12 protein-coding genes are annotated in these 14,194 nt (G+C 70.6%); 4 read left to right on the top strand and 8 right to left on the bottom strand.

Annotated elements, in window-relative coordinates; all coding sequences use genetic code 11:
- Positions 1 to 2: 2 nt before the first annotated feature.
- The 8 genes from ACFHVL_RS12720 to ACFHVL_RS12685 form a co-directional block, all read right to left on the bottom strand.
- The gene (locus ACFHVL_RS12720; protein ID WP_416627850.1) at positions 3 to 677 is read right to left on the bottom strand and encodes a SitI3 family protein; all 675 of its coding nucleotides are present in this window, start codon (positions 675 to 677) and stop codon (positions 3 to 5) included.
- A 112-nt stretch (positions 678 to 789) separates the two neighbouring features.
- Positions 790 to 1,599, bottom strand: a complete 810-nt coding sequence (locus ACFHVL_RS12715; protein ID WP_416627849.1) for an SAM-dependent methyltransferase — start codon at positions 1,597 to 1,599, stop codon at positions 790 to 792.
- Complete coding sequence (locus ACFHVL_RS12710; RefSeq protein WP_416627848.1) at positions 1,599 to 2,237, bottom strand: GNAT family N-acetyltransferase; 639 nt, start codon at positions 2,235 to 2,237, stop codon at positions 1,599 to 1,601. The genes ACFHVL_RS12715 and ACFHVL_RS12710 overlap by 1 nt, the downstream gene beginning before the upstream one ends.
- Positions 2,234 to 3,757 (bottom strand): APC family permease, encoded by a 1,524-nt coding sequence (locus ACFHVL_RS12705; protein ID WP_416627847.1) that lies wholly within the window; start codon positions 3,755 to 3,757, stop codon positions 2,234 to 2,236. The genes ACFHVL_RS12710 and ACFHVL_RS12705 overlap by 4 nt, the downstream gene beginning before the upstream one ends.
- Before the next feature lie 103 nt (positions 3,758 to 3,860).
- Positions 3,861 to 4,544: a GOLPH3/VPS74 family protein gene (locus ACFHVL_RS12700; RefSeq protein ID WP_416627846.1), complete on the bottom strand. Its 684-nt coding sequence runs from the start codon at positions 4,542 to 4,544 to the stop codon at positions 3,861 to 3,863.
- Between the two features lie 1,042 nt (positions 4,545 to 5,586).
- Positions 5,587 to 6,303, bottom strand: coding sequence for a creatininase family protein (locus ACFHVL_RS12695; protein ID WP_416627845.1), 717 nt, complete (start codon positions 6,301 to 6,303; stop codon positions 5,587 to 5,589).
- A 299-nt stretch (positions 6,304 to 6,602) separates the two neighbouring features.
- Positions 6,603 to 7,085: a GNAT family N-acetyltransferase gene (locus tag ACFHVL_RS12690; RefSeq protein WP_416627844.1), complete on the bottom strand. Its 483-nt coding sequence runs from the start codon at positions 7,083 to 7,085 to the stop codon at positions 6,603 to 6,605.
- Between the two features lie 15 nt (positions 7,086 to 7,100).
- Positions 7,101 to 8,480, bottom strand: coding sequence for a helix-turn-helix domain-containing protein (locus ACFHVL_RS12685; protein ID WP_416627843.1), 1,380 nt, complete (start codon positions 8,478 to 8,480; stop codon positions 7,101 to 7,103).
- A 387-nt stretch (positions 8,481 to 8,867) separates the two neighbouring features.
- Between ACFHVL_RS12685 and fxlM the strand changes: the two genes are divergently transcribed.
- The 4 genes from fxlM to ACFHVL_RS12665 all read left to right on the top strand — a co-directional run bounded on the left by fxlM (position 8,868) and on the right by ACFHVL_RS12665 (position 14,183).
- Positions 8,868 to 10,106 (top strand): methyltransferase, FxLD system, encoded by a 1,239-nt coding sequence (gene fxlM, locus ACFHVL_RS12680; RefSeq protein ID WP_416627842.1) that lies wholly within the window; start codon positions 8,868 to 8,870, stop codon positions 10,104 to 10,106.
- Positions 10,107 to 10,121: 15 nt separating this feature from the next.
- The gene (locus tag ACFHVL_RS12675; protein WP_416627841.1) at positions 10,122 to 10,268 is read left to right on the top strand and encodes an FxLD family lanthipeptide; all 147 of its coding nucleotides are present in this window, start codon (positions 10,122 to 10,124) and stop codon (positions 10,266 to 10,268) included.
- A 70-nt stretch (positions 10,269 to 10,338) separates the two neighbouring features.
- Entirely contained in the window at positions 10,339 to 13,104 is a 2,766-nt protein-coding gene (locus tag ACFHVL_RS12670; RefSeq protein WP_416627840.1) for a lantibiotic dehydratase, read from the top strand.
- On the top strand, positions 13,101 to 14,183 hold the full coding sequence (locus ACFHVL_RS12665) for a lanthionine synthetase C family protein (protein WP_416627839.1): 1,083 nt from the start codon (positions 13,101 to 13,103) through the stop codon (positions 14,181 to 14,183). Before ACFHVL_RS12670 ends, ACFHVL_RS12665 begins: the two co-directional genes overlap by 4 nt.
- The last annotated feature ends 11 nt before the right edge of the window (positions 14,184 to 14,194 follow it).

Here is a 14,194-nt window from a genome sequence, read left to right as displayed (position 1 = left end):
GGTTACTCCGGGCCTGCCGGACGTGGCTGGGGGTGGTCGGTGGTGAGGGCGGTGAGGATGTCGTCGAGGGCGATGGGGTCGAGGTCGAGGACGATTTCGTGGTGTCGGGTGTCGTAGGTGATGTTGACGACGCCGACGAGGTGGCGCTCGCCGAGGCGGACGCTGACCGGGTTGGTGCGGCGTCGGGTGAGGAGGTCGATGATCTGCTCACGGTTGAGGACGTCGCCGCGGAAGGTGTGGCTGGTGGGCATGCTTCGGCCGGGGATGGCGTCGCGGTACCAGTGGAGGGTGGGGGTTTCGTGCCATCCGGCCCAGTCGGTGTTGATGGTGGTGTGGCCTGCGTGGTGGCGCAGGACGATCTGTTCGTGGTGGACGAGGGTGGCGTCGCCGGGGTGTGTTCGTAGGAGGGTGACGACGCTGTTGATGATGTCGGCGGTTTCCTGGTCGGCGTTGGTGTGGTGGGGCCGGTGGCGGTAGAGGACTTCGAGGCGGGCGTGGTGTTGGCCGTAGGAGCCGGCGAGGTCGTCGTCGGGGTGCAGGGGCCGGGCCTGGACGGTGAGGCCGTCGCGGGCGAGGCCGATCTCGACCGGTTGCGCGTGCAGCGTGGCTCCGATCAGGTTCAGGACGGTGGCGGCGGGTGTGGTGGCGGTGGTGTAGAGGCGGTATTCGGCGGCCATGGGGGGTCAGTGGCGGGGTGCGGGGCCGGTAGATGTGCGGTCGGGGGTTCGGTGTGGTTGGCGGGTCATGGCGGGGTGGGTTCCTCGGATGTGGCGGGGAGGGGCGGGTCGGTCAGCGGGCGCGGGGGTTGATATGGGCGATGAGGACGGCGGCTGTGGTGCCGCGGGAGTGGTTGGTGGCGTCCGGGTTCGGCGGCGGAGGGTGTGGGGTGGTGAGGCCGGGTTGGTGGAGTAGGGCGGCGGTGTGGTCGGGGCTGCGGTGGTGGTAGGGGATTCCCGCCGCGACGAGGTGGTGCCGCGCGGCCCGGAGCCGGTGGTCGACGGGGTGGGTGTGGATGGTGACCACCAGGACGCTGTGGGCGGGTAGACGCTGGGCGAGGTGGCCGGCCAGGTCGTGGAGGTGGTGGTCCGCGAGGTGGTGGGCGACGCTGGTGGCCATGACGGCGACCGGCTCCGCCGGGTCGATGTGGGCGGTGACGGCGGTGGCCAGGTGCGCTGGTCGGGTGGGGTCGGCGTCGACCACGATCACCCTTCCGGCGGGGTGGCTGGTGTGCAGGGCCCTGCAGTGGGCGAGGACGAGCGGATCGTGGTCGACGTACACGATGGTGCTGGTCGGGGCGACGTGTTGGGCGATGGTGTGGGTGTCGGCGCCGCCAGGGTCGGGCAGCCCGGGGTTGAGGTCGACGAACTGGCGTATCCCGTCGGCGGCGAGGGCCGCGACGGTGTGGGCGGCGGCCTGTCGGGCGGCCCGGTAGCTGTGGGGGATGCCGGGATGGGCTGCGGTGATGTGGTCGGCGAGGGTGCGGTCGGCGGCGAAGTGGTCCTTGCCGCCGGCCCAGTAGTTGACGATCCGGGCGAGCGTCGGCCGCCGGGTGTCGATGGTGGGCTGTCGGGTCATGGTGGCGGTGGGTGTGTCGGTCATCAGTGGGTGCCGGTGGGGGCGGGTCGGCCGGCGGGTCGGGGTTGGCGCCACATGGGCCACAGGGGTGGTCCGCCGTCGGGCAGGTGGACCGGCGTCGGTGTGGTGTCGTAGTAGCCGTGCCGTTGGTAGAGGCGTCGGGCGTCGGTGGTGGTGGCGACGAGGTGGACGGGGGTGCCGGCGGTGTCGCAGGTGGTGTGCCGGTGGGCGAGCAGGGCGGTGCCGAGGCCGTGGCGCTGCCGGTCGGGTGTGACGCCGAGGTAGGCGAGGTAGGTGTGGGGGCGGCGCGGGGTGTGGTGGTGCAGCACGGCGGCGAGGCGGGCGAACCGTGGAGCGTGTTGGCCGGCGATCCGGTCGATGAGGGCGGTGTGGTGGGGATCGAGGTCGTGGGCGATGGTATGGGGCAGCCAGACGGCGGCGCCGGCGTGGTCGCCGCTGGTGTACACGGTGCCCGAGGTCATGGCGTGGGTGAGGATCGCCGGGCAGAGTCGCTGGTAGACGTGTCGGCGTTCGGCCGGGTCGGGGATGAGCCAGACGGCGTCGGGAGTGCCGACGAACGCCTCGACCAGGGTCGCCGTGAGTGCGGGGATGTCGTGGCGGTCGGCGACACGGATCACGGTCGTGGTGGGGGTGGTGGTCACCGACGGATCTCCTTACGGACGGCGGGCGTCGGGTGGGTGGTGGGGCGGGTCGCGGCGTCGGCGCCCGCGCCGACGGTGGCGTAGACATGGCGGCGGGTGCGGTGCAGGACGGCGGCCCATGCCAGGCCGGCGGTGACGGCGGCGGCGTAGAGGCCGGGCAGCGCCCACCGGGCCGGCGAGCCGGGCGGGGCGTCGAGGAGGTCACCGAAACCGATGAGAGTGCCGCCGAGGATGAACACCAGCAGATTGAGCGCGACGCCCGGAGCGAACGCGGTCGACCAGCGGGACTCACCCCGGCGGTCGTGACGAAAGTAGACGAGGACGGCGAGGCTGGTCGCGGTCATCAGGATCAACACGCCCAGGCCGCCGGTGACGGTCAGCCAGAAGAACAGATGAACGATCGGATCCAGGCCGGCCAGGGCGTAGACCACGATGACGAGGCCGGCCACGCCGGTCTGGGCCAGCGAACCGAGCCGCGGCGCCCCGGTCCGCCCGCTGGTACGCCCCAGCGCGGCGGGAAGGACCTGCTCACGGCCCAACGCGAACAAATAGCGGGCGACCATGTTGTGGAAGGCCAACAGAGCGGCGAACAGGCTCGTCACCAGCAGCAACCGGCCCACGTCCACGAACAGGCGTGGGAGGTGGCCGTCGACCAGCACGAACATCAACTCCGGCCCATGGCGGGTGGCGGCGTCGATGATCTGGGTGGGGCCGGCGGCGGTCTGCATCGCCCACGCCGACCCCGCATACAACACGGCGGTGACGGCGATCGCAGTGTAGGTGGCGTGCGCGACCGTACGGCCGGGGTCGCGGGTCTCCTCCGCGAGGACGGTGGTGGCCTCGACACCGACGTAGCCGGCGATCCCGCCGACGAGGATCGCCGCCATCCCCGGCACCGCCAGATGCCCCGGCGCCAACCCGTGCAACGCTAGTCCCCCGCCTGCGGCGGGGTGGGTAGCCATCACGGTGTCGAAGACCACCACCACGGTGATCTCCGCGACCAGCAGCACACCCAGGACCCGGCCGTTGAGGTCGACCCGCGCCAACCCCAGCACCGCGACCAGCAGCCAGCCGCCGAGCGCCCACACCCACCACGACACGCCGACACCGGCCACCGCCGACACGGTCGCGGCCGTGACGACACCGAACGCCCCGTACAGGCCGATCTGCATCAGGTTGTAGGCGACCACCGCGACGAACGCCGCCGCCACCCCACAGGCCGGGCCGAGAGCGTGCGCGACGTACGAGTACATCGACCCGGCGTTGACGACATGCCGCGACATCGCGACGTAGCCGACCGCGAACACCACCATCACGGCGGCGGTCGCCGCGTACGCGACCGGCACCCCCGACAGGCCGGTCACCGCGTACGCGGTCGGCACCGCCGACGCGACCACCGTCATCGGCGCCGCAGCCGCCAGGACAAAGAACACCACCTGCGGCACACCCAGCCGCGACCTGGCCAACGCGGCGGCGACACCACCCCGACGCGGACGCGGCACACCAAACGAAACCGACACAACGATCCCCCAAGAAAAGACAAGAACCAGACGAGACGGAGGCAGGTCAGAGAAAAGGGCGGGCAGGGTGCCTGAGCAGACGCCTGAACAGGGCAGACGGTGGTCAGGTCCGACCACCCAGCACAGCCCGACCGACCGCCGCCGACAACTCCCACAACAGGGCGTCGACCTGCGCCGGCACCAGGCTCAACAACCGGTCCAGACGCTGCCGAGCCCGCGGCTCACCGCCGAGGAACCGGCCCTCGACACCAGCGGCGACACACAACCGCGCCAGAACGCTGTCGAACTGGTCCAACCGGTCGCCGCGGCCGATCCGGGTCGACAACCGGGCCCACGGCCACGCCGCCACGTTCATGTCCGCCGGCTCCCACACCGTCCGGACCGTCACCAGCCGCCGGACCCGCACCGGACGCACCACCCCCGCGTCGGCCAACCGCTGACCGATCGCCGGCACCGACACATCCGCGAGAACGTCGAGCCACACCGGAACCGGCTGACCCGGCTCAGCCGCCACCCAGGCCACGATCTGCCGCTCCAACCCGACCAGCCGCACCCCCGGTTCCGGACACGCCAGATGCCCCGACGGCGTCACCACCAACACCCCCGCCACGACCAGATCCGCCAACACCGCAGCCGCCACCCCCAACCCGGCGATCCGCGCCGTCACCCGCAACTGACCCGACACGTCGTGATGCGCCATCAGGAAGAACTCATCCGCCAACAACCGACGATCAACCGGCAACGACAACACCGACCGCCGACCGGTACCGGACTGGTAGACGGTCATCGAGGGTGCCGTCCCGTCCACGGCGTGAACGGCTGGCGAGACGCGGCTCGCCGGTCGCGCAGATCGAGGGCCGACAGGTGGGGGTTCGGCCCGGTCGCGCAGGCCAGGGAGGCGGCGAGGGCGACCCGCAGCCCGCTAGGTGGCAACATGACTTCACCCTTCGACTGGTGCGGCGTGTGGTGGGCCTGCCGTGCCGGTGACGGGGGACACCGGCACGGCAGGCTGTCTGACGGGGCGGCCAGCGGTCACGCTAGGTACGCGGCTGGCCGCCGAAGTCCGCTGCAATTACCCGCTGGTCGGCGGCACGCGGTAGACCCGAGCGCTGATCGACTTGCTGCGAACAGCCTGGGCAAGGCGGTGGGTGTCGAACAGCCTCGACACGAACCTTCGACGCTGGGGCTACCGCAGCCGCGGACGCTTCATGGCTTTGGCCTGTTCGGCCGAGTGTCGACTCGCGAGATGTCGAACCTCGCCAAGGTCACGTCCTTGCCTCGGGGTCGTGCCGGGACCTTGGTGTCGAGAGGTATCGACAGCGCCGGACTAATGTGTCCGCTCGCACTGCCATTGGCCAGACACGCGGACAACTGCGACGCCAGCCCTAGTCGACGCATATCCAGATACAGCCGGGCCCCGGATCGCGCATCCACCATCGGCTGCGGTCAACTCGCCAGGCGCCAACCACGGCTGACGGGACGTTTATCGAATGGACGGTACCGGCCACGGCCGAAGACCATCGCGAGGTTGATCAACGACAGCTGCAGGGCGCGGAGCAATCGCTCGACCGGAAGCTCGGCGAGCTACGTACGGCCGTGGGATCGCGCGGAAGGACATCGCGGGGCTGGTCTACAGCACCCGCGGCACCGTGGCGAACGTCGAAGCCGGTCGGCGGGTGGTCGACGCCGGCCGGGCAATTGAACGTGGCGCACGCTGATCTTGCCGCACCCGGCAGTCCATCCCCACTGCGGTCCGTCGTTGTGTGGTCGGCTCTGCGCTCGAGCGCTACGGCGGTCGGCGAGGCGCAGCGGGCTGCGGTCGTGACCGGTCAGGGTTGGGTGTGCTGTTGGAGGATCGCGATGCTGGTGGCGAAGGTGGTGGTCAGGCTGTCGAGGACGGCCATGCCTTTGGTGGCGGTGGCGGTGGATGGTGCGCCGATGACGCCGGTGTGGGTGTAGCCGCGCATGCCGAGTACCAGGAGGTCGGGTCGTTCGGTGAGATGGTCGGCGGTCTGGAACCCGGATCGGACGAGTTCGGGGCACAGGTGCAGGAGCAGGGAGGTTTCGATCTCGCCGGCGTGCATGTCGTCGTGGCTGGTGCTGTCGAGGCCGGCGTGCTGGCGGGCGGTTTCCCAGTCTTGCCTCCTTGGGTACAGGGCCATGCGTCGTCTGTCGGCGTTGGCTTCCTGGACGATGTTGGACAGTACGTAGTTGCCGCCGTGGCCGTTGACCACGATCAACCGGTCGACGCCGGCCTGCTGTAGCGAATGCGCGATGTCGGTGATGATGTGGGTCAGGGTGGAGGAGCGGATGCTGACGGTGCCGGGCCATCCGGTGTGTTCCTGCGAGCAGCTGATGGTCACCGGGGGAAGGAGCATCAGGTCGTAGGCGGTCGCGGCGGCTTTCGCGATCGCGCAGGCGATGATGGTGTCGGTGATCAGCGGAAGGTGGGTGCCGTGTTGTTCGAAGCTGCCCACCGGGAGGACGGCGACGTCGGCGGCCCGGTGAGCCTCGTCCGTGGTGGTCGCGGTGGAGATCAAGTCCATGATCACAGTCTGGTCGTTGACGCGACGACGGAGAAGGCATTGCGGAACTCGACGACCTCGATGGATCCCGTTGCGCCGGCAAGCCGGGTGTGGAGGTGGCTCAAGGAGGTCATCGCCCTGGCAGCCGAGGTCGCGACGGCCAAAGTCAGGGCGCGGCTGCCTTCGGCACCGGCTTCTGCCAGCCGGTTCGTCGCCGCGTACGACCGGGCGAGCCAACTTCGGGTGAGTGCCTTTTCTGTCGGTTGTCAGCAGCCCAGCCGGTTGTCGAAGTCTTCAACGTTGAGACTTCCGCGGCCAGGTCACATGCCTTCGGACATCAGCGGCATCGGGTTGTCGAGTCGGTAGAAGATCTTGTTGTCGTTGCGGGTGACGCCGAGGCGCGCGTAGAAGCGCTGGGCGTGGGTGTTGTCCCGGTCGGTGGTCCACTCGAGTCGGCTGCAGTTGTTCGCCACTGCCACCTTGGCGAGGTGGTCCATAAGTTGCTTCCCGATTCCCTGGCCTCTGGCTGCTTCCGCTACGTACAGCTCTTTGAGGTAGAGGGAACGGGTCAGGCCGACAGCCGGCCACAGAAAGGAGTACGTCGCGAGCCCGACGAGTTCCCGGGCGTTCCAGGCGAGTGCGGCGTGGGCAAGGGGAGGGTCACCGAACAGCGCCTCGTTGATCTGGCGGATACGCACCTCGTACGGCTCGACTGCGGTCTCGCCGTAGAACGTGTCTAGTTCCTGCAGGAGCGCGGCGAGCGCGTCCACGTGGGCTGGATCGACGGGTGCTATGCGGGTCACGGACCTTAAGCCTTCCTATTTGGTCGTCGTCAACAGCGCTCGCAGGTCGCCTGCGGTCGACGCGGAACGTTGCGTCGCGGGCAGCGCGTCAAGGACATGACGTGCCCGCTCGGCGATTATGCCCTGACGCTTCGCCTCGTCGAGGCTGCCGATCGTGTCCGCGATCTGGTCCAGAGCGTCGGACGCATGGCCCGTGACAGTCAGACAATTGGCGCGATCCAGTCGGGTCAGTGCCCAGTCGGTGTAGTCGGCGGGTGGGCAGAGCTCCAGCGCGCGATCCTGGACGGCGAGTGCCGCCTCGACATCGCCCAGACGGGTGTAGGCGTTCTGCTCATGGAATCGCAGCTGGGCCTCGCTGTAGCCGAACGCGGAGGAATTGAGGTCGTCTCCGCCAAGGCGGGACAAGACGTCCTCGGCGCGTCCCAACGCGGTCCGGGTCTGCTCGCGCTGTCCCGTCGCGGCGTACGCCCGTGCTTCGACCGCCGCCGCCAAGGCGGTTCCCACCGACGCCTGCCCGGCGATCTCCTGCGCGTGCCGCGCGAGGTCGATCGTCTCCCGGAAGTCCGCGCCGTAGTAGTAGACATGTGCTTCCTGAGCGAGTACCCAGGAGCGCGTCACCGGGTCTCCTGCTTCGACGGCGGCGAGCCGAGCGGTGCGTGCCCATCGGTGTGCGGCCGACCGGTCATCGACCCTACACAGGACAAGGCACATCAGACCCGACATTTGCGCGGCCATCCTGGTCACGCGACGCAGGGTGGAAGCCGACGGATGACGTCCGATGACCTCTCTCAACTCGCCGAGGTCAGCGACGAACTCGGCGAGCAGCACAGCGGTTGGGCGGTCTCGCGTCGCACGGCCGTGCCCGGCGACGACCTGTTCCCACTCGTCCAGCCCGACCGAGGTCATCGATCCCGAACTCAATAACTCATTGAGCGAGCGACGCAACCCGTCAACGTCGTCGCCACCCACCGACGAGCCGGTCCCTACACGGTCGTGACCATCACCCTGGGAGAGGCGCCCGCCAGCAGGTGATGCCGCCAGCGCACGAGCGCCGGGGACCTCCGCTGGACTCGCCTGCGCCAGCACCCGGGGGTCGACAGCTTTCCACCGCGCCTGACGAGCCGCCTCGGCCTTCTCATCCTTAAGCCGTGCTTCGAGAGCCCGGTATTCGTCGTAGCCGGAGATCAGTTCGCTGCCGGCATCGAGGAGCGAGTCGCACTGTACCCAGAAGACCCGGTCAACCACCTGCCGGCCGCATTCGACGTTGCCCACGGTGCTGCGAGTGCTGTGTACCCGCCGTGCCACGTCATCCTGGGTGAGCCCGCGCGTCCTACGCCATCCGGCGAGCCGACGTCCAAGCGCCCGCTTCACGTCACTGAGCTGCTGCGGATCCACGAGGAAAGCCCTCCACCGTCATCGCAGTGCCGATCACCATTCGCCACGTACCCCTCACGGCACGTCGACACTAGCCGACAACGGAGACCGGGGTCACACCCGGCCCGCGCAGCGGTATCCCGGCCGGCCCAGACAGAGTGGCGGGACGTTGTCGAAGATTCGTGTCGAGGGTGTTCGACATCGACGTTCAGGCGTTGAGTAGATGCGACCAACCTTTGATCCAGCACCTTGTCTGCGTCTGGGGATTGTGGCGCACGATCACCGCGACCTGCTGGGAACGGTGGGGCTTCAGATGGTGGTCGCGAAGATGTGTTCAGGACCGGGCAGCGATCCGACCGACGGGTCGTCCAGATGGACGGCCGCGACAGATGGGGAGTGGCGTAGCGGATGAGTGTCGACATGGTGACCAGCGATGGTCTGCGGGCGGCGATGGTGGATGGGTTGGTCGCTGATCATGCGGCGAAGGGTCTGACGATGCGGCCGGAGGTGGAGGCGGCGTTGCGGGCGGTGCCGCGTGAGTTGTACACGCCGGGTGTGCCGTTGGAGGAGGCGTACCGGGGTGACAACGCGGTCATCACGAAGCGGCGGGGTGCCGAGACCGTCAGTTCGGTGTCGGCGCCGTGGCTGATCGCCGAGATGCTGGGTCAGGCTGCTGACGCCTTCGACGGCGGCCTGCTCGGTCGGCACGTGTTGGAGGTCGGTTCGGGTGGCTACAACGCGTCGCTGCTGCGGGAGCTGGTGGGCCCGTCGGGTTCGGTGACGACGGTGGACATCGATCCGGATGTGACGGAGCGGGCGGTGGCCTGTTTGGCGGCGGCGGGCTACGGCGATGTGACGGTGGTGTGCGCCGACGCCGAGCAGCTGATCGAGCCGCGTCGCCGGTTCGACCTGATCATCGTGACGGCGGGGGCGTGGGATGTCCCGGAGTCATGGATCGCGCAGCTCGCCGAGGACGGCGTGTTGGTGGTGCCGTTGCGGACGTTCGGGATGACCCGGTCGTGGGCGCTGCGTCGGGTCGGTGACCGGCTGGTAAGCCACAGTCAGCGCCTGTGTGGTTTCGTGGCGATGCAGGGCACCGGGGCGCACGAGGTGCGCTATGTCGACATCGCCGACGGGGTGCATCTGCGGCTGGACGAGGACCAACCGGTGTCGGCGGAGTCGGTCGCGGGGTTGCTGTCGCAGCCGCGTGAGCAGGTGTGGGCCGGGGTGAGTCTGCCGCCCCGTACCGTGCTGGCGGATCTGGATCTGTGGCTGGCGGTGCGTCTGTCCGCTGAGGTGGATCAGTTCGTGGTGCTGTCGGCGCAGCAGGAAGCGGTCGACGCGGGCGTGGTGGCGCCCGCGTGGCGGTTCGGCACGCCGGCCGCGCTGCACGAGGGCACCTTCTCCTACCGGTCGGCGCTCGCCTGGACCGGTGACCGGTTCGATGTGGGTGCGTGCGCGCACGGGTCGGACGCCGCCGCGGCGGCGGAGCGGATGGTGGCGCACATGCACGACTGGGTGGACGGCGGCGAGCCGTCCCCGGCGTTGCAGGTGCTGCCCGCGGCTACTCCCGACGGTGACCTGCCGGCCGGGACGGTGCTGGACAAGCGGCACAGCCGCGTCGTCCTCACTTTCAACCCCGCATGAGAAGGGAAAACGCGGATGGAGATTACGGAAATCGAGGAGTTCGACCTGGACATCACCCTGGTCGACGCCGGCCCCGCCACGGGCGGGTACGCCACCAACACCGACGACAACTGCGGCTCGGGTAACACCGGGTCGAACGCCTGCTCCGGCGGCGGCAAGTAGTACGGATTCGACGCCGTTTCGGGCCCGGCGTCCACGGACGCCGGACCCTCTTTTCTTCCGGGGGTGTGTCGTGGTTCCTGCGGCGGGTGCGGCCCTGGTCAGAGCCGCCGCCTATCCGGACGGACTGACAGTGCCGTCCTGGCCCGACCTGACTTCAGAGCAGCCGGAGCTGTGGCAGGGGTGGCTGACGCAGGTGTGGGCGTTGCCGGGGTTTCCGGCGGCGGTCGCCTGCGCCGCGCCGGAGCTCGCTGAACGGGTCGGCCGGGCGGTGGCCGGCGAGCCGATGTCGGGTCGCCGGTGGCGTCGCCTGGTCGAGACGGTCGTGCGGTATCTGCTGCGGTGGACGACGCGGGCGACGCCGTTCGGTGTCTTCGCCGGGGTGGCGCCGGTCGAGTTCGGCGCCCACGCCGCTGTGCGGTGGGGTGGGGTGCACCGGGTGGTCGTGCGCCCGGACGGGGAGTTCGTCGCTGAGGTCACCGTCCGCGCGGAGCAGGACGTGGCCGTGCTGCGGGGTGTGGCGGTGGTGACGAACGCGGTGGGGTACCGGCGTGGCGGAGTGTGGGTGGTGCCCTGCGTCCACGCCGACGGTGACCGCAGGTGGGACGTCGAGGTCGGGTTGACCGGGCCGGTGCGGGCGGCGATCGACGCCGCCGCCCGCCCGATCGCCTTCACGGTGTTGGCGGAGCGGGTCGGCGGTCCGTCGAAGGCCGGGGTGGCTGCGGCCGAGCGGATGCTGGCCGGACTGGTGCGGTCGGGGGTGCTGCTATCGGAGCTGCGTCCGGCGATGACGGTCACCGACCCGGTGGCCCACCTGGCCCGCCACGTCGAGGTCCCCGACCCCGGCGGCCCGGTCTCGGCCGATATGCGTCTGGACGCGTCGGTGACGCTGCCAGCGGCGGTCCTGCGGGAGGCGGGTCGGGCCGCAGCGACGTTGGCGGCGGTGGCACCGCCCGCGCCCGGGTGGGTGGAGTACCACGGCGCGTTCATCCAGCGGTGGGGTCCGGGCGCGGCCGTGCCGCTGCGGGACGTGGTGACCGTGCTGGGTTTCCCCGCCGGCTACCGGGGGTCGACCCGCCGTGTGCCGGCGGGGTTCTCGGCCCGTGACCGGCTACTCGCCCACCTGGCTCAGCGGTCGGCGGTCGACGGCCGGGCGGAGGTCGTCCTCGACGACGACCTGGTCGGCCGGCTACGGGGAGACGACGACCGGCCGCCGACGCCGCACACGGAGTTGCGGTTCACGCTCGCGGCCGCGACCCTGCGGGATCTGGACCAGGGCAGGTTCACGTTGACGGTGGTCAGCGGCGCCCGCCACGCCGGGGTGTCCGCCGGACGGTTCCTGCACCTGCTCACCCCCGGCGAGTTGGCGTCGTTCCAGCAGACATATCGCAGTCTGCCGACCGTGTCGCCCGACGCGGACGCGGTGCAGCTGTCCGGGCCGCCGCTGGACCCGCGTCTGACCCCGCTCGCGCGGGCACCGGAGCTGCTGCCCGTCCTGCCCGTCGGGGACTTCCACCCTGACCCGCCGTACACGGTCGCGGATCTCGCCGTTGCCGGTGACGGCCGCCGGCTGTGGCTGGTATCCCGTAGCAGCGGCAGGCCGGTCGAGCCGTTGCTGTTCAACAGCGTGCTGCTGCCCGATCTGCAGCAGCCGTTGACGCGGTTCCTGACCGAGATCTCGACGGCGTGGACGGCACCCTGTGGCAGGTTCGACTGGGGACAGGTTCACGACCTGCCGTTCCTTCCCCGGATCCGGCACGGACGCAGTGTGCTGCACCCCGCCCGCTGGATCATCGACCGGCGTACCCTCCCACCCGGTGTGTCCTGGCCGGTGTGGCGCGACGCCTGGCAGCGGTACCGCGACCACCATCAGCTCCCGGCCGAGATCCTGCTCGGCAGCGGCGATGACGTGCGGCTGCGCCTGAACCTCGACGACGACACCCACCTCATCGTGCTGCGCCGCCACCTCGACCGGCATCCCCGTACCGTCGTCACCGAAGCGCCCGGACCGGCCGGCTGGATCGGCGACCGGCCCGCCGAAATCCTGCTCACCCTCACCGACACCCCAACAGCCACCCGACCCACCCGGCCGGTCCGAGCCGTGACCGCCGCGGCGCACCGGCCCGGACCGGCGTCGCCGTGGCTGGAAACCCGGCTGTACGGGCGGCTCGACGACATCCTCACCGACCTCACCCGACAGACCGCACCCGTCCTGCCGGTGGGCTGGTGGTTCCTGCGCTACCCGGACCCCGAACCCCACCTGCGGCTACGCATCCCACTGCTCGACACGGCGAGATTCGCCGACGTCGCCGGGTGCCTCGCCGAGTGGACACGCCGGCTGGAACACGACCGTGTTCTGCACGACTACAGCCTGCACACCTACCGGCCCGAGACCCGCCACGGCACCGGACCCATGCTCGCCGCCGCCGAGGCCGTGTTCGCCGCTGACTCCCACGCGGCGCTGCTGAGGCTGACCGGCGACCGCGTCCGCGGTGCGGACCGCCAAGCCGCCACCGCCGCCGGCATGATCGCCATCGCTGACGCGTTCACCTGCGACGGGCCGCGCTGGCTCACCGACCGCGTCCCGCACCGCAGCGGTCCGCGACTCGACCCCACCCAACTCGACCTCGCCCGCACCCCACACCACGACGATGACCGCGCGGCAGCCCTGGCCGCCTACCGGGACCTCGCCCACACGGCCGGCCTCGACCTCGACCAGGTGCTGGCTGACCTGCTGCACCTGCACCACGCCCGCATGATCGGCGTCGACACCGCCTCCGAACGGCACTGCCTGCGGCTGGCCCGCGCCGTCGCCCGGACCCACCAGGCGACCTCATGAGCAGCGGGCAGTCCCTCGCCGACGGCGCGGCCGGGGCCGCACTGCTGCACCTGGAAACCGGCGACTGGCCGGCCGCGTACGCCGCCCTACGGGAAGCCACCGCCGACGGCGTCAGCATCGCCGACGGCGCCAGCCTCTTCCACGGCGCACCCGCGCTCGCCTTCGTCCTCGCCACCGCCGACCACCCCCGGCTCGCGCGGGCCCGAACCATCGCTGCGACCGGCACCGCCACCGTGACCCGCCGACGCCTCGACGCCGCTCACCGCCGCATCGACTCCCGCCGCCGGCCGCACTACGCCGAGTACGACCTCATCCGTGGCCTGACCGGCCTCGGCGTCGCCCTGCGCCGCCTCGGCGACCACGACCTGCTCCGCCACGTCCTCGACTACCTGGTCCGCCTCACCGAACCGGTCGACGACCTCCCCGGCTGGTGGTGCCACAACGGACCCGACCGCCACCAGCCGCCACCACCCGGGGGCCATGCCAACCACGGCCTCGCCCACGGCATCACCGGACCCCTCGCCCTACTCGCCCTCACCCACCGCGACGGCATCAGGGTCAACGGACACACCACCGCGATCACCCGATTATGCGACTGGCTGGACCGGTGGCAGCAGCACACCGACAGCGCCACCTGGTGGCCGCAAACCCTCACGCTTGACGACCTGCACCGGGGCACACCGGCCCAGCTGCAACCGTTGCGGCCCTCCTGGTGCTACGGCACCCCCGGCATCGCCCGCGCCCAGCAGTTGGCCGGTATTGCCCTGCACGACACCGGCCGACGGCACCTCGCCGACACCGCCTTTGCCACCTGTATGAACGACCCCGCACAGACCTGCCGACTCACCGACCGCAGCCTCTGCCACGGCACCGCCGGCCTCCTCGCCACCGGCCGGCGCATCGCCGCCGACGCACTCACCCCGACACCCGTCACGCCGCTGACCCGCCTGCACCAACACACCACCAGCTCCACCACCGCCGACGAACCCGCCGGACTTCTCGACGGCACCACCGGCACCCGCCTCGCCACCGCAACCACCACCACGACCGGATGGGACGCCTGCCTCCTCCTGCACTGACGAAAGGCCCG

The sequence above is a fragment of the Micromonospora sp. LOL_023 genome (genome assembly GCF_048060115.1).
Classification (GTDB): domain Bacteria; phylum Actinomycetota; class Actinomycetes; order Mycobacteriales; family Micromonosporaceae; genus Micromonospora_E.
This window is presented reverse-complemented; position numbering and strand designations above follow the sequence as displayed.